The sequence below is a fragment of the Bacteroides sp. ZJ-18 genome, assembly GCF_011038705.2.
GTDB classification, from domain to species: Bacteria; Bacteroidota; Bacteroidia; order Bacteroidales; family Bacteroidaceae; genus Bacteroides; species Bacteroides hominis.
In genome coordinates, this window is sequence record NZ_CP072198.1 from 1657726 (window position 1) to 1674523 (window position 16798).

Genomic DNA, 16798 nt, shown 5'->3' on the forward strand with positions numbered 1-16798 from the left:
TGCAAATTACAAGTTACGAGCTATAAGAAATGATTGGAGAGGCTGTGCTTGTGCACTGCACTCGTAGCTCGTAACTTGTAATTTAGAATTATACGGTCATAATTTCTTTGTCCTTTTCAGCCAGCATTTCTTCAATCTTGGCGATGTACTTATCATGAACCTTCTGCAGTTTAGCTTCTGCATTCTTTTGTTCATCTTCAGCCAAACCGTCTTTTACAGCTTTTTTCAGTGCATCTATACCGTCGCGGCGCGCGTTGCGGATACTTACTTTAGCTGTCTCGCCTTCAGCTTTACACTGTTTGGCAAGTTGTTTACGGCGTTCCTCGGTAAGAGGGGGGATGCCGATGCGGATAATTTCACCGTTATTCTCCGGCATGATACCGAGATCGGAGTCGATAATGGCTTTTTCAATAACCCGGAACATGCTTTTATCCCAAGGTTTAATCGTGATGCTGCGTGCATCGGGAGTGGTTACGGCAGCTACGTTGCTGATGGGCACCATGCTTCCGTAAGAGTCTACACGGATACCATCCAGCAAGCGTGTGCTTGCTTTTCCGGCGCGGATGTGTGCCAGTGCTTCTTCCAGATACATCACTGCCATATCCATCTTCTCTTGTGATTCTTCGATAATCGTTTTTACGTCTACCATCTTATTAAGTCTTTATAAAATTGGCACTTTGATTAATTTTGAAAACAAAAGTAGATTATTTTTTGGTTATCTGCAACTATCCCTATAAGAATAAGTGAAGAATGGGTTAATAACTGAACGTATCCTGTCCACTTATTAACCCATTCGTATTTCTTCAGATTAGAGAATTGACTAATTGTGTACCAATGTGCCAATCTCTTCTCCTGTGATTACTTTTTTCAGGTTACCTACCGTATCCATATCGAATACCACGATGGGCAGATTGTTTTCCTTGCACATACATGTAGCTGTGAGATCCATCACTTTCAATCCGCGTTTCAACACTTCGTCGTAAGTGATGGTGTCGAATTTTGTAGCAGTCGGGTCTTTTTCCGGGTCAGCAGTGTAGATACCGTCTACACGGGTGCCTTTCAGCATTACGTCTGCTTCTATCTCAATGCCGCGGAGGGAAGAGCCGGTATCGGTAGTGAAGAATGGATTTCCTGTTCCTGCCGACATGATCACGATTTCGCCGTTTTCCATACATTCGATGGCTTTCCATTTGCTGTAAAACTCACCGATGGGTTCCATACGTACTGCGGTCAGTACGCGTGCTTTCACCCCGGCAGCAACCAATGCCGAGCTGAGTGCAAGGCTGTTGATAACAGTGGCCAGCATTCCCATTTGGTCGCCTTTCACCCGATCGAAACCTTTATTGGCTCCGCTCAGTCCGCGGAAGATGTTGCCACCACCGATGACGATACCTATTTGTACGCCTTGTTCGTGAATCTCTTTGATTTGTGCGGCATATTCGGCCAATCGTTTTTCATCGATGCCATATTGCTTTTCTCCCATCAGGCTCTCACCGCTGAGCTTCAACAGGATTCTTTTGTATTTTGCCATACGAGTTGGTTGTTAATGATTTCTTTTTTTGCAAAGATAAACGAATAGTTTTAAAGCGAGATTCTTTTGAGAGTTATTTTTGTTGCATTATCTTTCTGGCGAGCAGTGCTTGTATGAATCCCCGTGAAGAGAGATAGACGATAAATGCCATCCATAGAGCATGGTTACCCATTGAGTTATGAAATGTGTAATAGATAATGAAGAAACTGGCCGAAGCTATAAACATGGAATAGAGCATTTGGCGTGTTGCAGTCGCACCAATGAAGATGCCGTCCCAAAGGAATGCCGAGAATCCGGCAAGAGGAATAGCCAATACCCAATAGAAATAGGTTTCTGCTTCATTGATAACAGACGCTTCGTTGGTGAGTAAGCCGAGAAATGATTGTCCTCCTATGCCATAAAGTAGGGTGAAAGCGATTGAAAGACCGGTACCCCAGGCAAATAATCTGCGGACAGTGCGGTGAAGTTCCGTTCGGTTATCGGCGCCTATATAGCGTCCTGCCAATGCTTCGCCTGCGTAAGCAAAACCATCCATGATATATGAGAACAGAGTAAAAAGTTGCATAAGTAGTGTGTTTACGGCCAGGACAACTTCTCCCTGTGCTGCTCCGGCAGAGGTAAAATACATCGTTACCGCCACCAGGCATAAAGTACGTAGAAAGATATCACGATTTACCTGGAAGAAACGATACATGGCCTGTCTTTGCAGCAGGCCTTTCCACTGGATGCGTTTTCGCAGTTGCCCATAATATCGGTGCCATAACAGGAATGCCATGAAAAAGCCTGCATATTGGGCAATCAGAGTACCCAGCGCAACGCCTTCTACTTTCATACCCAACAGATAGACAAAGCATAGGCTGGCTGCGATGTTGACTATATTTTGAGTGATGGCGATGTACATCGGGAAACGGGAGTTTTGCATACCGATAAACCATCCGGCAAAGCCATAAAGCCCTAACATGGCGGGAGCACCCCAAATGCAGATATAGAAATAAAGTGTAGCAAGACGTTTCACTTCATCGGAGGTTTGGATAAAAGTAAATGCCGCTTTTAGTATGGGATATTGCAGAAGCATCAGGCAGAGAGCAATGAACAGTCCTACACCGACCGACCGTAATAGGAGTCGGGTCACTTCGTCAAGATCGCGCTTGCCGTATGCCTGAGAAGTCATTCCACTGGTACCCATCCGCAGAAAACCGAATATCCAATAAATGATATTAAACAGCATACCTCCCACGGCAATGGCACCAATGTAGGCTGCTGACCCCAGATGACCTACAATGGTAACATCGATCAGCCCCAATAACGGAACGGTTATATTGGAGATGATGGAAGGGACGGCTATTTGCAGAATCCGTCTGTTACCACTGCTGAGATGAAAGATTTTATCCATGGACGGGCAAAGTTACACGAAAAAAGGTGAATCTGAAAATGAAGAGAACAATAACGTTATTTAATTGGTTTTTAGCGACCGGTGAATCGGAATAATTTCTATCTTTGTAGGAACCTAACTAAATAAGTATGAATAAGATGAAAGCTCTGACTTTATTTCTTTCCATGTTGTTTTCGCTTCCGTTTTCGCTTTCAGCACAATCGGCAGGAGAAATGCTGCAGAGAGTATCAGCCGCCATTGATAATAAACAGTGGGAACAAGCTATTAGTCTGTTCCGTCAGGCCGTGAATACGAATGTGGAAAAGGCCGAGATGTTTTACTGGACCGGGGTGGATAAGAATACAGATGTAGCCTCGAAGTTTGCTAATGAGCTGGCTTCATTCTATAAGAAGTCACGCAGCTATGATAAGGCGTATCTGTTTTATAAAGAATTGCTGCAAAAATCACCGAACGATGTAAACTGTCTTGTCTCTTGTGCCGAAATGGAAGTTTGCCGGGGTAAGGAAGCAGAGGCTTTGAAGACTTATCAGAAAGTGTTGATGCTGGATGCTGATAACCTTGCTGCCAATATTTTTATAGGTAACTACTTATATTTGAAAGCGGAACGTGAGAAGCAACGGATAGAGAATGAATATAAGAAGATAGCTGCTCCGACACGTATGCAGTATGCCCGTTATCGTGATGGTTTAAGCCGGGTGATGAGTAACGGATACGGAAAAGCAAGAGAGTATCTGCTGAAAGTTGTGAGCCGGTTTCCTTCGACAGAAGCAAGGAAGACGCTTGATAAGATACAGTTGATAGAAAAAGAGGTGAACAGATAACTATCTGTTCACCTCTTTTTCTATTATTTGATTGTGCGTATAGGTAGTTTAAGAACTTCTCCGATAGCTGCTCGGGTATTTGCTTGCTCTTTTTTAGGTCCGGGTATCAGCGGACTATATGTCAATACATGACGAATGCGGTTGCATTGGTCTTGTGTGAATTGGTCGGAGTAACTGACGGAGTAATCCATAATGTTATGGGAGATGAACTGGGCACCGTCACAACTTTCGCGTTTGACAAGATAAGCAAAAAGCTCTTTCTCAGGTATGTTACCTGCCATTGCCCACTGATATGTCATATCATAAGCATCCTTATCATAACTGGGTGTATCCTTGCAATAGTCTGTATCTTTACAACTACTTTCCGGATCTTCCGAAAAAACGTGGTGTAGTCCTAAATAATGACCCAACTCATGCGCCAGTGTCACTGTAATGTCAGTAGTGTTGTAGGCTGTGGAAGTAGATTGCTGGTCAATGAAGAGACTATTAATGGAGACACAATACGGAAAACTCAGATTCTTTAATTCCAAGTAAGAATATTTTGTTTCATTAAGCCCCTCCAGAGAGTTGCTGCCTGTAGTTGTGAATGCCAAATGAGAGATTCCTAAGGTGGTAGTATTTGACTGCGGGTCATTTGCAAAGTTATAAATCATCACGTTAATGTATCGGTTGGGGTCCCATAGATAATTTACATATCCCACTCCACCTTTTGTTGTGTCATCTTCCATGAATTTATCGCAGTCAATGGGGTAATCGTCTTTCCATTGTATATATTCTATTCCCGGAGAAGTTAATGTTTTCCCATTGGGATCTGTAGATGCCAGTGTAAAAGTCAGGTTCATATCTACGCTTCCAATCTTGTTTTTATATAATTTGTTGACCGTTTTTAATATGTCAGTTAAACGGTTTGGACTAATGTACTGTTTGGGGTCGGAACTATTCTTATATAGCACGTGGAAGATTATGGGAAGTTCATAGTGGTACGCTTCGGGATCGGTTGAATGTCCAGCTGCCAATTGTGTGACGGTTATGACCTTTTTTATTCCACTGGAAGTTACCGCAATCGTTGCACTTCTTTCAGTCGTTTCAAGGTTAGTCTCTACAACAATGCCGAGTGGCTGATTACTTGCTCCCTTATTGGGTACGAGCTTGCACCAGGTTGAAGAACTTGCTGCTACCCACGAATCGCTGCTGGTGATATTTACGGTTAGAGTAACTCCATCGCTGTCAATATCTTGAAAAGATGACTCCGACAACTCAAGTTTTGAATTATTTTCGGTATTGGAGTCTTCGCAACTGACAAACAGTAGTGTTAATATGGATATTAACAGTAGGCATCTGATTTTCATAAATTAAACGTTTTTATATTTAAAACAATATTGCAAAGGTAATGTTTTAAACTAAAAAAAGAAGAAGTATTATAAAATGTGCTGTACCCCTTTAAATACGTATCGGCGTATTTTGCCTGTATCGTCTTGCAAAACAAGATGACCGTCGGCTTCAACTTCTATGGTTCTGGCTATAAACTCTCCGTTCGCATCGGAATACTTATGCATACCCTTTTTTCGGAAAAGCGCCTTCTGATACCGGTGGGTTATATAAGTGTGCTCCCCTTTTTGAAGCAGGCTGTAATATTCTATAATTCGTTGCATAACTCCTGCCAATATTCCGGAGAGTTCGTAAGTTTGACCGGTGATTTGTTTAAGTGATACAGGATTGGGGGCGGGGCTAAAAAACTCTTCCTGGTTAATATTGATACCAATCCCTGCAATGCTTTGGCTGATATGTACTCCCATCAAATCATTTTCAATCAATATTCCGCAGATTTTTCTTTCTTTCCAGTAGATATCGTTCGGCCATTTAATAGAGATATCTTTAACGTATGTGTCGAGTTCTTCCTTAATGGATAAAGAGATGATTTGAGATAGAAGAAATTGTCTGCGGATTTCTAAAGAAGTGGGATAAAGTACGAAGCTGAATATCAGATTCTTACCTTTCTCCGATTCCCAACTGTTTCCTCGCTGTCCTCTGCCCAAGGTTTGGTAGTTAGCTACTACCGTGGTTAGTTCACTGACATCTTGCTTATTGCACAGATCGTTTAAATAATGATTGGTGGAGTCTGTCTCTTCGATATAAATCAAAGGTACAGGAAAAGACTCAGGGAAGGGCATCATATTCGGCACGTAGTTTTTTAGTGAATTTCTTCAATACTTCTTCGTAAGAATGGTCAATCAGCTGTTTTATCAATTTATCGTCGGCATCCCGGTCAAAGAAAATCTGATTCCAATATTTTTTGTTGAAATGATAAGCACCTTCGATGGCTGAATAATGTTCACGTAGTTCGATGGCATAATCAGGATTACATTTCAAAGCAATCATATTGGCTCCTTCCAAATCGATTAGTGCGAACATTTTATCCATCACTTTCAGTACAAGTGAGTATTCATCGAATGGGAGGCATTCGGTGACTGCTTTTTTCTGAAGACAGTATTCTCTGGCTGATTCTATATTCATACTATTTAAAATAATGGCGGGTAAAACGCCTCTTTTATATGTTCAATTCTGAAATTTCCTACTTTACCTACGACAGTAATAATATCAAATCTTACAGATGCGTCTATTTGGAAAAGCTTAATATATGTATCGGCTGCGATTACGGTTCGCCTGATTTTCTGTGGAGTAACAGCATCCTGAGGTAATGCAAAGTCCGTGTCGGTACGTGTCTTTACTTCCACAATTATCAGTTCACCGTTTTGGGCTGCCACAATGTCCAGTTCCAGATGTCCCTTACGCCAATTCCGATGACGAATGGTATATTCGTGCTGCTCCAGATATTGAACAGCAGCATCTTCTCCGGCCTTTCCTAACAGATTATGTTCTGCCATATAATTTTAGCATACTATTTTCTGCAAATTTACTCTTTTTCTTCTTTGAAATTACAGAAGTAAAAGTAAATTTGCAAAGAATATGAGAAAGAGAGATAAAAAGTGTAATAAGGCAACTCTTGACGAACCTAAACGGGAACGCAGGATGAGTATATTGCTAAGCGAAGATGAGCAGCAGATTGTAGATCGTTATCTGGATAAGTATAAGATAACGAATAAATCGCGTTGGCTTCGTGAAACGATTCTCATGTTTATACATAAAAATATGGAGGAGGATTATCCGACTCTTTTTGGTGAACACGATATGCGGCGTTAAGATTATGTTGGACGATTCTTATTTTATGAAACAAGCTCTGGTTGAGGCTGCTAAGGCCGGCGAACGTGGAGAAGTCCCAGTGGGAGCAGTTGTCGTTTGCAAAGAACGGATCATTGCCCGTGCACACAATCTGACTGAAACATTGAATGACGTGACAGCCCATGCCGAAATGCAGGCTATTACTGCGGCAGCCAATGTCCTTGGAGGGAAATATCTGAATGAATGTACGTTGTATGTTACTGTAGAACCTTGTGTGATGTGTGCCGGTGCTATTGCCTGGGCACAAACTGGTAAATTGGTTTTTGGTGCTGAAGACGAAAAAAGGGGGTACCAGAGATATGCTCCAAAGTCCCTTCATCCCAAAACTGTAGTTGTCAAAGGGATACTCGCCGATGAATGTGCCAATCTGATGAAAAATTTTTTTGCGTCTAAAAGAAGGTGAATTTTTATATTATCAATCTTTTATCTCTTCATAATCCACATATTCTCCTTCATTGTCATCAAAAAGTTTTTTGTGCTTGTTAGCTCCGGTTTCAGTAATGATTTCCTCTTTATCGTTAGCTTGTGTCGGACGATAGTATCTTTGCCCCGAATTACTGTGTGTCGAATTCTGGCTTCCGGAACCGGAGGCAGATGAGCGTTTCCCCAGTCCGAAGATGGCTCTTAACACACTTCCTACAAGGGCCAGTCCGATAATGATAACGGCGATAACGATAATGAATAAAAATCCTAAAATGTGAAACATAGGCTATTTGTTTTATGCATTGTTTAAAATTTGTAGTACAACAAACGTGCCAGAAGGATTGTTTATTTATTTTTTCTTGTTAAAAGTGAAAGAATGATATACCATACAATAACCGCTGAGAATCCGCTGATACCCAAGAACAGCAACAGTGGAATGCAGACTATCAGGAATATGAAACTAATCTTATTGTCTTTCCAAGAAAGATTTTTAAATTTCAGGGAGAACATGGGGATCTCAGCTACCAGCAACCATGAAAAAAGCATTACCATTATAATAAGGTATATAACATTGCAGTGAGCAAGTAAGAATTCTTTGCCTCCTACAATAAGTGCACCCCAATATAAAGCGTTGGCAGGTACAGGAAGACCGATAAAGGAACTCGTTTGGCGTTCGTCTACATTAAAGTTGGCCAAACGGAGAGCTGAGAATATCGAAATAAGAAAAGCCAGATAAGGAATATACTCTTTTACGCCTGCCAGAAAGTCGGGATACATAAGTCCGGGTTCTTTCATGAATGAAAAAACAAGTATAGCCGGAGCTACGCCGAAGCTGACATCATCGGCCAAAGAGTCCAATTCTTTACCAATAGGAGAGTAGGCATGAAGCAAACGTGCCAACATACCATCGAAAAAATCGAAGACAGCACTCAAGATGATAAAAGTGACAGCCAATTCGTATTTGGCTTCAAAGGCCATAACACAAGCAATGCATCCTGAAAAGAGATTCAGGCAGGTCACTGTGTTGGGTATATGGCGGATAATAGCATTTGCCATTGTTCGTTTTTTATTTTAATTTGGCGATAACGGTTTGGTTACCGGTTGTCAATTGTCCCATACTAACACAAATCTCAGTGCCCAATGGCAGATATACATCTACACGGGAACCAAATTTAATAAAGCCCAGATGTTCGTCAATATAACATTCCTCACCCGGTTCGGCATATGTTACGATGCGGCGTGCCATTGCACCGGCTATTTGCCGTGCCATGACCTCTACACCCTCGGGAGTTTCAATAACAACCATTGAACGCTCGTTCTCTGTGCTGGCTTTCGGAAGCCATGCTTTCATGAACTTACCGTTTTCGTGAGAGACTTTTTTGACGACTCCATCCACCGGGTACCAATTGGCATGTACGTTTAGAATGCTCATGAAAATGGATACCATGATCCGGCGGTCATGAAAGTATTCATGTTCGTCTACCTCTTCAATAACTACGATTTTCCCATCGGCCGGTGCAACTACGATCCTTTCAGTATCTTGTCCGAACAGGCGGATCGGGCAACGGAAAAAGTTAACCATCAACAGATAGACTATAACACTGACCAGAGCCATCAGGTAGAATGGTATTTTACAATCAATTCCCCAGTAAAGGGCTGCATTTATAATTAGTAGCAGAAAAAAGCTACCCCATAAAATATGTGTTCCTTCACGGTGAATTCTTATCTTTTTTAATTTTTTAAGTCGACCCATTTGCGCTATTTAATGATAATTATCCGCAAAAGTATACTTATTTTAAAAATCCAGCAAGCATTTGCAGATAGAAATGACTTATGTTGATAACTTTTTGGAGTTTATCTTTGTTAGTAGCTACAGACATTGTAATTTTATGGCTTCAAATTATCAACCTATAACTATGCAGGATTTCGTTCATTTACACGTCCATACGCAATATTCTCTTCTGGATGGCCAAGCCAGTGTCAGTGCGCTTGTCGATAAGGCCATAAAGGATGGAATGAAAGGTATTGCTGTTACGGACCATGGAAACATGTTCGCCATCAAAGAGTTTACGAACTATGTGAATAAGAAAAACGGGGGTCCGAAAGGAGAAATCAAGGACCTGAAGAAACGGATTGCAGCCATTGAGGCCGGTGAAGTGGACTGTGCGGATAAAGAGGCTGAGATTGCTGATTGTAAAGCTAAAATAGTGGAGGCGGAGGGGCGGTTGTTCAAGCCCATTATCGGTTGCGAAATGTACGTGGCCCGCCGGACTATGGATAAAAAGGAAGGAAAACCCGATCAAAGCGGGTACCACCTGATTGTGCTCGCCAAAAACGAGAAGGGGTATCATAACCTGATCAAATTGGTTTCACGTGCATGGACCAAAGGCTATTATATGCGCCCCCGTACAGACAGGAATGAATTGGAGAAATATCATGAGGGCTTGATTATCTGTTCGGCATGTTTGGGTGGTGAAGTTCCCAAAAAGATAACTCAGGGATTGTTGGCGGAAGCAGAGGAAGCTATTCAATGGTATAAGAATCTGTTTGGGGACGATTATTATCTGGAAATGCAGCGTCATAAAGCAACGGTGCCGAAAGCTAATCATGAAGCATATCCATTGCAGGTGAATGTGAATAAGCATTTGATAGAATACGCCAAAAAGTATAATGTCAAGTTGATTTGTACAAATGACGTTCATTTTGTCAACGAAGAGCATGCTGAAGCCCATGACCGGCTAATCTGTCTGAGTACGGGAAAAGACCTTGATGATCCCAACCGGATGTATTACACTAAGCAGGAATGGATGAAAACGAAAGCAGAGATGAACGAGCTCTTTGCCGACGTGCCTGAAGCATTAAGTAATACTTTAGAAATTCTGGATAAGGTAGAATATTATTCGATCGATCATGCACCGATTATGCCTACTTTCGCTATTCCGGAGGATTTCGGAACAGAAGAAGGGTATCGGCAAAAATATACGGAAAAGGATCTTTTTGATGAATTCACCCAAGACGAAAATGGCAATGTGGTGTTGAGTGAAGAAGCAGCTAAAGATAAAATAAAACGTTTGGGAGGATATGATAAACTGTATCGTATCAAGCTGGAGGCCGATTACCTGAAGAAGTTGACTTTCGACGGAGCCAAGAAGTTTTATGGCGATCCGTTGTCACCAGAAGTAAAGGAACGCTTGGTCTTTGAGTTACATATTATGAAGACGATGGGTTTTCCGGGCTACTTCCTCATTGTGCAGGACTTCATTGCTGCCGGACGTAATATGGGGGTATCCATTGGACCGGGACGTGGTTCGGCTGCTGGGTCAGCCGTGGCCTATTGTTTGCAGATCACCAAAATAGACCCTATTAAATACGATTTGCTGTTTGAGCGTTTTCTGAATCCCGACCGTATTTCATTGCCGGATATTGATATTGACTTCGATGACGATGGTCGTGGCGAAGTGCTTCGTTGGGTGACGGAGAAGTATGGGCAGGAGAAGGTAGCACATATCATTACATATGGTACTATGGCAACAAAGCTGGCTATCAAAGATGTTGCACGTGTACAAAAGCTTCCGCTTGCCGAATCGGATCGTTTGGCCAAACTGGTTCCTGATAAAATTCCTGATAAAAAACTGAACTTAAAGAATGCCATAGAATATGTGCCCGAATTGCAGGCTGCCGAAGCGTCACCTGATCCATTGGTAAGGGATACGATGAAATATGCCAAAATGCTTGAGGGAAACGTGCGGGGAACCGGTGTACATGCCTGTGGTACCATTATTTGCCGTGATGATATTACGGACTGGGTGCCGGTCAGTACGGCTGATGATAAGGAGACCGGCGAAAAGATGCTGGTTACCCAATATGAAGGTTCGGTGATTGAAGATACCGGACTGATTAAGATGGACTTTCTGGGGCTGAAGACTTTGTCTATTATCAAAGAAGCCGTCGAAAACATCCGTCTGAGTAAAGGCATGGAGCTGGATATTGATTCTATTTCAATTGAGGATCCTGCAACTTATAAACTTTATAGTGATGGACGGACTATCGGTACATTCCAGTTTGAATCTGCCGGTATGCAGAAATACTTACGTGAGTTGCAGCCGTCTACTTTTGAGGATCTGATCGCTATGAATGCCCTTTATCGTCCGGGTCCAATGGACTATATTCCTGACTTTATCGACCGTAAACATGGACGTAAGCCTATTGAATATGATATTCCTGTCATGGAAAAATATTTGAAGGATACGTATGGAATTACGGTTTATCAGGAACAGGTCATGCTTCTGTCACGCCTTTTAGCCGATTTTACCCGTGGGGAGTCGGATGCCCTCCGTAAAGCGATGGGTAAGAAACTGCGTGATAAGCTGGATCACATGAAACCTAAGTTTGTTGAAGGTGGAAGGAAAAACGGCCATGATCCGAAGGTACTTGAGAAAATCTGGGCGGACTGGGAGAAGTTTGCTTCGTATGCGTTCAATAAATCACATGCTACCTGTTATTCCTGGGTTGCATACCAGACAGCATACCTGAAGGCTAACTATCCGGCTGAATATATGGCAGCTGTCATGAGCCGAAGTTTGTCGAATATTACTGATATCACCAAACTGATGGACGAGTGCAAAGCAATGGGAGTGCAGACGCTTGGTCCGGATGTGAACGAAAGTAACCTGAAGTTTACGGCAAACCGGAATGGAAATATCCGCTTCGGGCTGGGGGCTGTAAAGGGAGTAGGTGAAGCTGCTGTGCAAAGCATCATGGAGGAACGAAGGGAAAATGGTCCTTTTAAAGGTATTTTCGACTTCGTTCAGCGTGTCAATTTGAATGCTTGTAATAAGAAGAACATGGAGTGTCTGGCTCTTGCGGGCGGATTCGATAGTTTTCCTGAGCTGAAACGTGAACAGTATTTTGCGGTGAATGCCAAAGGCGAAACTTTTCTTGAAACATTGATGCGTTATGGTAACCGTTATCAGGCGGATAAAGCTGCTGCCGTTAATTCATTATTCGGAGGAGACAATGTGATTGACATAGCGACTCCCGAAATTCTTCCGGCAGAACGTTGGAATGATTTGGAGAGGTTAAATAAAGAAAGAGAATTGGTCGGTATCTACTTGTCGGCTCATCCGCTTGATGAATATGCCATTGTGTTGGAACATGTATGCAATACCCGTATGATCGAACTTGATGATAAAGCTGCTTTGGCAGGAAGAGAAATAACGATGGGAGGTATTGTTACCAGCGTGCGTCGAGGTATAAGTAAGAATGGTAATCCTTATGGCATAGCCAAAATAGAAGATTACTCCGGTTCTGCCGAGATACCTTTCTTCGGAAACGATTGGGTTACTTTTCAAGGCTATTTAGGTGAAGGGACTTTTCTGTTTATCAAAGCTCGTTGCCAGCCTAAACAATGGCGTCCCGATGAACTTGATATTAAGATTACTTCGATGGAATTGCTGCCCGACGTCAAGGAACAACTGGTAGAGAAGATCACAATTCTGATTCCGCTTGCCGAACTTAATTCGAACTTGGTTACGGAACTTGCCACTTTGACGAAAGAGTCTCCGGGAAATACAGAACTTTATTTTAAGGTAACAGATACGGATGGAAAGATGTATGTAGACTTGATTTCTCGTCCCGTTAAACTTTCGGTAGGTAGAGAATTAATTTCCTATTTAAAGGAACGTCCCGAACTTGCGTTTCATATAAATTGATTATCTTTGCCCCATAACAGTGATGGATACTTAATAACTAACAATTAATAATTAAAGAAATGGCTTTAGAGATTACTGACAACAACTTTAAGGAAATCCTTGCAAAAGGAACACCGGTTGTTATTGACTTTTGGGCTCCCTGGTGCGGGCCTTGTAAGATGGTAGGTCCTATCATCGACGAGTTAGCTAAAGAATATGAAGGAAGAGTGATTATGGGTAAGTGTGATGTAGATGAAAACTCTGATCTTCCCGCAGAATTCGGTATTCGTAACATTCCTACGGTTCTTTTCTTCAAAGACGGAGCATTAGTGGATAAACAAGTCGGTGCCGTAGCTAAACCTGCATTCGTAGAGAAAGTTGAGAAATTATTATAATATACTTTCATTAAAAATATTTGTTTATGGGACTGGAAGACGATTTTTTGTTAAGTGATGCCGATGATGAAAAGACCATCGAGTTCATCCGGAACTATTTGCCTCAGGAGTTGAAGGATAAATTCTCAGAAGACGAGTTATATTATTTCCTCGATCTGATCGATGAGTATTACTCTGAAAGCGGAATCCTTGATGCTCAGCCCGATGCTGACGGTTATGTAGACATCGATCTGGAGCAGGTAGTGGAATATATCGTGCAAGAAGCCAAGAAAGATGAAGTGGGTGAATACGACCCGGAAGAAATCTTGTTTGTGGTGCAGGGAGAAATGGAATACGGAAATTCTCTGGGACAGGTGGAATAAGCCAGTCTTCGTAAACCAAAAGATAAAGAGCGTGCAGAAACACTTCTGCACGCTCTTTTGTTGCATATATGTATGATAGTTTACTTTGTCTTGATTCCTCTCCTCCTGCTAAAAATACATTTTGTTTTTCGGCCCTCGGAAGTATCGGATGTGTATAGGAGTCCGGATATCTGCCTGAAAATAGGATGAATAAAAGTCCGGCTTACTCTGTTTTTACGAAATAAGATCTACTAAATTTCTTCTAACGCATAGTATTGGTAGTCTCTTACAACGGTTTGAAGAAACTTTTCATCATTTACGTCTGTTTGGTCTACAGAAAGCAGTGCACGAACTTTGGGTGCCAGTTGTGAGATATGCCTTGCCCGGTCCTTATGATGCAGTTCTAACGCCTTACTGATCACATTTATTTGTTCCAGGGATAGATCGGCGGCTAATGGAAAACTGGGGTGATATCCTTTGGTCAGATAATCGAACTCATCAAGGCTTACTTGTATTTTGCGGTAATTTTTCTCTTTAATTACCATTGTTCCTGCCGCAAGATCGCCCAAACGTTGGCTGTTTTTGGTTAATAGTATGACCAGTACCCCCAATCCTCCGGTAATAGTTACGTCTATCCCATAGAGCAACCACCTTAGCAGATATGCACTCAGGCTGGGTGTCGTACCGTCTGCTTTTACCACACGGATATTCATGACCTTTTTTCCGATACTTTGTCCTTGGTTAAAAACTTCGCAAAGTAACGAGTAACATAGTACGGGCAGATAGATAAACAGGAACAACAAGAAAAAAGTACTTCCGGAAAAAGCGTGTATATTGAGTTTCCCCAATACATAAGAAGTGGCAAGAATGTAGATAAACAGCAGAAAATAATCGATGATACGAGCCAATATCCGTTCGCCAAGGCTGGCGGGTACCTGACTGATGCGTACGAATTGTCCTGTGATGATAGTCGATTCTGCCATTTCTGGTTAAACATTTTTTGGTTTCGGTTGCAAATATATCATAATTCTCTTACTTTTGCTTCCGGTTTCGGACAAAACTTATCCGGAATTCAACGAGTTAAATGAAAGAGGTAACGTTTATACGTCGGAACATTGAAAAATGGAAAGAGACAGAGAAGGTGGTGGAGCAGGCAGATAAACTGACTCCCGACCGTCTTGCCGATGCTTATACGGAACTTACTGCCGATCTGGCATTTGCGCAAACTCATTATCCGTCTTCCCGCATTACTATTTATCTGAATAACCTGGCTTCGGCCCTCCATAATGTGCTTTATCGCAATAAGAAGGAGAAATGGACCCGTATTTTTACTTTCTGGACACAAGAGGTTCCACAAACGATGTACCATGCTCGTAAAGAGCTGTTGATTTCGGCTCTGATCTTTTTGGCCAGTGTATTGGTGGGTATTGTTTCAGCAGCGAATGATGATAACTTCGTCCGTCTGATTCTGGGGAATGGTTATGTGGATATGACGCTCGATAACATAGCGCGTGGTGAACCGATGGCTGTATACAACGGTTCGGATGAAGTTCCTATGTTTTTGGGCATTACTTTGAATAATATCATGGTTTCTTTCAATGTCTTTGCAATGGGGTTGCTCACCAGCTTTGGGACAGGATGGTTACTTTTTAATAACGGAGTAATGCTCGGGGCCTTTCAGACCTTCTTTTTTAAGCATGGCCTGTTGGGAGAATCGATGCTTGCTGTCTGGCTGCATGGAACTTTGGAAATCTGGGCTATTATCGTAGCCGGTGCCGCGGGATTGGCATTGGGAAACGGATGGCTGTTTCCCGGGACTTACTCCCGCAAAGAGTCTTTTATGCGCGGAGCCAAGAAAGGACTAAAGATTATAGTGGGTACGGTTCCTGTCTTTGTTATGGCCGGATTCATTGAGGGGTTTATCACACGCCATACTGAATTGCCTGACTTTCTGCGGTTGAGCATTATTCTTTTATCACTGGCATTTATTATCTATTACTATATTTATTTACCAAATAGAAAAAATCATGGAATCACAAAAACCTAAAATTGCTTTATATGTGAAGCGTCCTTTTGGTGACAAACTCAATGCCACCATGGACTTTATAAAAGAGAACTGGAAGCCGATGTTGAAGTTCAGTACCTATTTGATTCTGCCATTATGTCTGATTCAGGCTATCAGCATGAATGGAATCATGGGGGGAACAATGGGCTTTGCAGCTGCCAAAGAGACCGGAGCCAATCCTCTGGAAGCGATAGGTGCACAATTTTGGGTCAATTACGGATTGATGTTTCTTTGTTATTTGGTAGGATCTATTTTACTGACTTCCATTGTTTACGGATTGATGCAGATTTATAATCAGCGTGAAGAACGTTTGGCAGGTGTCACTTTTGCCGATCTGAAGCCTTTTCTGTTCAAGAATATAAAACGTCTGCTGGTTATGGTACTGTTTTATATAGTTCTGATTATAGCAGTGAGTATTGTTATAGGGATTCTGGTTGCAGCTTCTCCATTTACACTTTTGCTTACTATTCCGCTGCTGATTGCCTGTGCAGTGCCTTTGGCCTTGTTTACTCCAATTTACTTATTTGAGGAGATCGGCATCTTTGCTGCTTTCCAGAAAACTTTCCGTCTGGGGTTTGCCACATGGGGAGGTGTTTTTGGCGTTTCCTTAGTCATGGGATTGATCTCCAGTGTATTGCAGGGCGTTACTACGACTCCGTGGTACATTGCTACTATTGTGAAATACTTCTTTATGTTGAGCGATACACAGAATGAGTTAACTATTTCCGCCGGATATAGTTTTATGGTCTATCTGCTGGCCATTATCCAAACTTTTGGAGCCTATCTTTCTATGATATTTTCTTTAATTGGTATAGTATATCAATATGGGCATGCCAGTGAAGTGGTAGACAGTATTTCGGTAGAAAGCGAGATAGATAAATTTGAGCAACTTTGATTAA

Annotated in this window: 19 protein-coding genes; 8 read left to right on the top strand and 11 right to left on the bottom strand. The window is 42.1% G+C overall.

What is annotated here, in order from left to right; genetic code table 11:
* Nucleotides 1–88: 88 nt before the first annotated feature.
* From frr to G7Y45_RS06640, 3 genes are all read right to left on the bottom strand, one after another.
* Complete coding sequence (gene frr / locus G7Y45_RS06630; protein WP_005775374.1) at nucleotides 89–649, bottom strand: ribosome recycling factor; 561 nt, start codon at nucleotides 647–649, stop codon at nucleotides 89–91.
* A 171-nt stretch (nucleotides 650–820) separates the two neighbouring features.
* A complete protein-coding gene (gene pyrH / locus G7Y45_RS06635; RefSeq protein ID WP_005775381.1) occupies nucleotides 821–1531 on the bottom strand; it encodes a UMP kinase in 711 nt (236 codons plus the stop codon).
* Nucleotides 1532–1604: 73 nt separating this feature from the next.
* Entirely contained in the window at nucleotides 1605–2924 is a 1320-nt protein-coding gene (locus G7Y45_RS06640) for an MATE family efflux transporter (protein WP_005775382.1), read from the bottom strand.
* Nucleotides 2925–3061: 137 nt separating this feature from the next.
* Here G7Y45_RS06640 and G7Y45_RS06645 point away from each other — a divergent pair, with 137 nt between their 5' ends.
* The gene (locus G7Y45_RS06645; RefSeq protein WP_032530245.1) at nucleotides 3062–3745 is read left to right on the top strand and encodes a lipopolysaccharide assembly protein LapB; all 684 of its coding nucleotides are present in this window, start codon (nucleotides 3062–3064) and stop codon (nucleotides 3743–3745) included.
* A 23-nt stretch (nucleotides 3746–3768) separates the two neighbouring features.
* On the opposite strand, the gene G7Y45_RS06650 is transcribed toward G7Y45_RS06645, so the two are convergent.
* The 4 genes from G7Y45_RS06650 to G7Y45_RS06665 all read right to left on the bottom strand — a co-directional run bounded on the left by G7Y45_RS06650 (nucleotide 3769) and on the right by G7Y45_RS06665 (nucleotide 6630).
* Nucleotides 3769–5094: a zinc-dependent metalloproteinase lipoprotein gene (locus G7Y45_RS06650; RefSeq protein ID WP_165017423.1), complete on the bottom strand. Its 1326-nt coding sequence runs from the start codon at nucleotides 5092–5094 to the stop codon at nucleotides 3769–3771.
* Between the two features lie 69 nt (nucleotides 5095–5163).
* Nucleotides 5164–5919 carry a biotin--[acetyl-CoA-carboxylase] ligase gene (locus G7Y45_RS06655; RefSeq protein WP_165017426.1) on the bottom strand — a complete coding sequence of 252 codons (756 nt, stop codon included), beginning with the start codon at nucleotides 5917–5919 and terminating at the stop codon, nucleotides 5164–5166.
* Complete coding sequence (locus G7Y45_RS06660; protein ID WP_005775387.1) at nucleotides 5903–6259, bottom strand: MmcQ/YjbR family DNA-binding protein; 357 nt, start codon at nucleotides 6257–6259, stop codon at nucleotides 5903–5905. Before G7Y45_RS06660 ends, G7Y45_RS06655 begins: the two co-directional genes overlap by 17 nt.
* 5 nt (nucleotides 6260–6264) lie before the next feature.
* Complete coding sequence (locus G7Y45_RS06665; protein WP_005775388.1) at nucleotides 6265–6630, bottom strand: YraN family protein; 366 nt, start codon at nucleotides 6628–6630, stop codon at nucleotides 6265–6267.
* Nucleotides 6631–6712: 82 nt separating this feature from the next.
* On the opposite strand from G7Y45_RS06665, the gene G7Y45_RS06670 reads away from it, so the two are divergent.
* Both G7Y45_RS06670 and G7Y45_RS06675 read left to right on the top strand, forming a co-directional pair.
* A complete protein-coding gene (locus tag G7Y45_RS06670) occupies nucleotides 6713–6946 on the top strand; it encodes a hypothetical protein (RefSeq protein ID WP_005775389.1) in 234 nt (77 codons plus the stop codon).
* A 4-nt stretch (nucleotides 6947–6950) separates the two neighbouring features.
* A complete protein-coding gene (locus G7Y45_RS06675) occupies nucleotides 6951–7388 on the top strand; it encodes a nucleoside deaminase (RefSeq protein ID WP_005775390.1) in 438 nt (145 codons plus the stop codon).
* Between the two features lie 12 nt (nucleotides 7389–7400).
* On the opposite strand, the gene G7Y45_RS06680 is transcribed toward G7Y45_RS06675, so the two are convergent.
* The 3 genes from G7Y45_RS06680 to G7Y45_RS06690 form a co-directional block, all read right to left on the bottom strand.
* A complete protein-coding gene (locus G7Y45_RS06680) occupies nucleotides 7401–7691 on the bottom strand; it encodes a DUF4834 family protein (protein ID WP_005823438.1) in 291 nt (96 codons plus the stop codon).
* Nucleotides 7692–7753: 62 nt separating this feature from the next.
* Entirely contained in the window at nucleotides 7754–8464 is a 711-nt protein-coding gene (gene pssA, locus G7Y45_RS06685; protein ID WP_005823437.1) for a CDP-diacylglycerol--serine O-phosphatidyltransferase, read from the bottom strand.
* Between the two features lie 10 nt (nucleotides 8465–8474).
* Nucleotides 8475–9161 (bottom strand): phosphatidylserine decarboxylase family protein, encoded by a 687-nt coding sequence (locus G7Y45_RS06690; protein ID WP_005823436.1) that lies wholly within the window; start codon nucleotides 9159–9161, stop codon nucleotides 8475–8477.
* Nucleotides 9162–9324: 163 nt separating this feature from the next.
* On the opposite strand from G7Y45_RS06690, the gene dnaE reads away from it, so the two are divergent.
* The 3 genes from dnaE to G7Y45_RS06705 are packed head-to-tail and all read left to right on the top strand — an operon-like array spanning nucleotide 9325 to nucleotide 13855.
* Entirely contained in the window at nucleotides 9325–13119 is a 3795-nt protein-coding gene (dnaE, locus tag G7Y45_RS06695) for a DNA polymerase III subunit alpha (protein WP_032530229.1), read from the top strand.
* A gap of 59 nt (nucleotides 13120–13178) precedes the next feature.
* Entirely contained in the window at nucleotides 13179–13493 is a 315-nt protein-coding gene (trxA, locus tag G7Y45_RS06700; protein WP_005775395.1) for a thioredoxin, read from the top strand.
* Between the two features lie 26 nt (nucleotides 13494–13519).
* On the top strand, nucleotides 13520–13855 hold the full coding sequence (locus G7Y45_RS06705) for a hypothetical protein (protein ID WP_005810535.1): 336 nt from the start codon (nucleotides 13520–13522) through the stop codon (nucleotides 13853–13855).
* Between the two features lie 230 nt (nucleotides 13856–14085).
* On the opposite strand, the gene G7Y45_RS06710 is transcribed toward G7Y45_RS06705, so the two are convergent.
* Nucleotides 14086–14817, bottom strand: a complete 732-nt coding sequence (locus G7Y45_RS06710) for an RDD family protein (protein ID WP_005775397.1) — start codon at nucleotides 14815–14817, stop codon at nucleotides 14086–14088.
* Nucleotides 14818–14918: 101 nt separating this feature from the next.
* Between G7Y45_RS06710 and G7Y45_RS06715 the strand changes: the two genes are divergently transcribed.
* Together G7Y45_RS06715 and G7Y45_RS06720 are read left to right on the top strand one after the other, a co-directional pair.
* Entirely contained in the window at nucleotides 14919–15881 is a 963-nt protein-coding gene (locus G7Y45_RS06715) for a stage II sporulation protein M (protein WP_032529899.1), read from the top strand.
* Complete coding sequence (locus tag G7Y45_RS06720; protein WP_005775414.1) at nucleotides 15862–16794, top strand: hypothetical protein; 933 nt, start codon at nucleotides 15862–15864, stop codon at nucleotides 16792–16794. Before G7Y45_RS06715 ends, G7Y45_RS06720 begins: the two co-directional genes overlap by 20 nt.
* Nucleotides 16795–16798: the final 4 nt, after the last annotated feature.

Excerpts from the sequence above, each read along its gene's own strand:
- G7Y45_RS06670 (WP_005775389.1), top strand. The coding sequence starts at position 6,713 with ATGAGAAAGAGAGATAAAAAGTGTAATAAGGCAACTCTTGACGAACCT.
- trxA (WP_005775395.1), top strand. The coding sequence starts at position 13,179 with ATGGCTTTAGAGATTACTGACAACAACTTTAAGGAAATCCTTGCAAAA.
- pyrH (WP_005775381.1), bottom strand. The coding sequence starts at position 1,531 with ATGGCAAAATACAAAAGAATCCTGTTGAAGCTCAGCGGTGAGAGCCTG.
- pssA (WP_005823437.1), bottom strand. The coding sequence starts at position 8,464 with ATGGCAAATGCTATTATCCGCCATATACCCAACACAGTGACCTGCCTG.
- G7Y45_RS06690 (WP_005823436.1), bottom strand. The coding sequence starts at position 9,161 with ATGGGTCGACTTAAAAAATTAAAAAAGATAAGAATTCACCGTGAAGGA.
- G7Y45_RS06680 (WP_005823438.1), bottom strand. The coding sequence starts at position 7,691 with ATGTTTCACATTTTAGGATTTTTATTCATTATCGTTATCGCCGTTATC.
- G7Y45_RS06660 (WP_005775387.1), bottom strand. The coding sequence starts at position 6,259 with ATGAATATAGAATCAGCCAGAGAATACTGTCTTCAGAAAAAAGCAGTC.
- G7Y45_RS06650 (WP_165017423.1), bottom strand. The coding sequence starts at position 5,094 with ATGAAAATCAGATGCCTACTGTTAATATCCATATTAACACTACTGTTT.
- G7Y45_RS06705 (WP_005810535.1), top strand. The coding sequence starts at position 13,520 with ATGGGACTGGAAGACGATTTTTTGTTAAGTGATGCCGATGATGAAAAG.
- frr (WP_005775374.1), bottom strand. The coding sequence starts at position 649 with ATGGTAGACGTAAAAACGATTATCGAAGAATCACAAGAGAAGATGGAT.
- G7Y45_RS06640 (WP_005775382.1), bottom strand. The coding sequence starts at position 2,924 with ATGGATAAAATCTTTCATCTCAGCAGTGGTAACAGACGGATTCTGCAA.
- G7Y45_RS06715 (WP_032529899.1), top strand. The coding sequence starts at position 14,919 with ATGAAAGAGGTAACGTTTATACGTCGGAACATTGAAAAATGGAAAGAG.
- G7Y45_RS06645 (WP_032530245.1), top strand. The coding sequence starts at position 3,062 with ATGAAAGCTCTGACTTTATTTCTTTCCATGTTGTTTTCGCTTCCGTTT.
- dnaE (WP_032530229.1), top strand. The coding sequence starts at position 9,325 with ATGCAGGATTTCGTTCATTTACACGTCCATACGCAATATTCTCTTCTG.
- G7Y45_RS06675 (WP_005775390.1), top strand. The coding sequence starts at position 6,951 with ATGTTGGACGATTCTTATTTTATGAAACAAGCTCTGGTTGAGGCTGCT.
- G7Y45_RS06710 (WP_005775397.1), bottom strand. The coding sequence starts at position 14,817 with ATGGCAGAATCGACTATCATCACAGGACAATTCGTACGCATCAGTCAG.
- G7Y45_RS06655 (WP_165017426.1), bottom strand. The coding sequence starts at position 5,919 with ATGATGCCCTTCCCTGAGTCTTTTCCTGTACCTTTGATTTATATCGAA.
- G7Y45_RS06665 (WP_005775388.1), bottom strand. The coding sequence starts at position 6,630 with ATGGCAGAACATAATCTGTTAGGAAAGGCCGGAGAAGATGCTGCTGTT.
- G7Y45_RS06720 (WP_005775414.1), top strand. The coding sequence starts at position 15,862 with ATGGAATCACAAAAACCTAAAATTGCTTTATATGTGAAGCGTCCTTTT.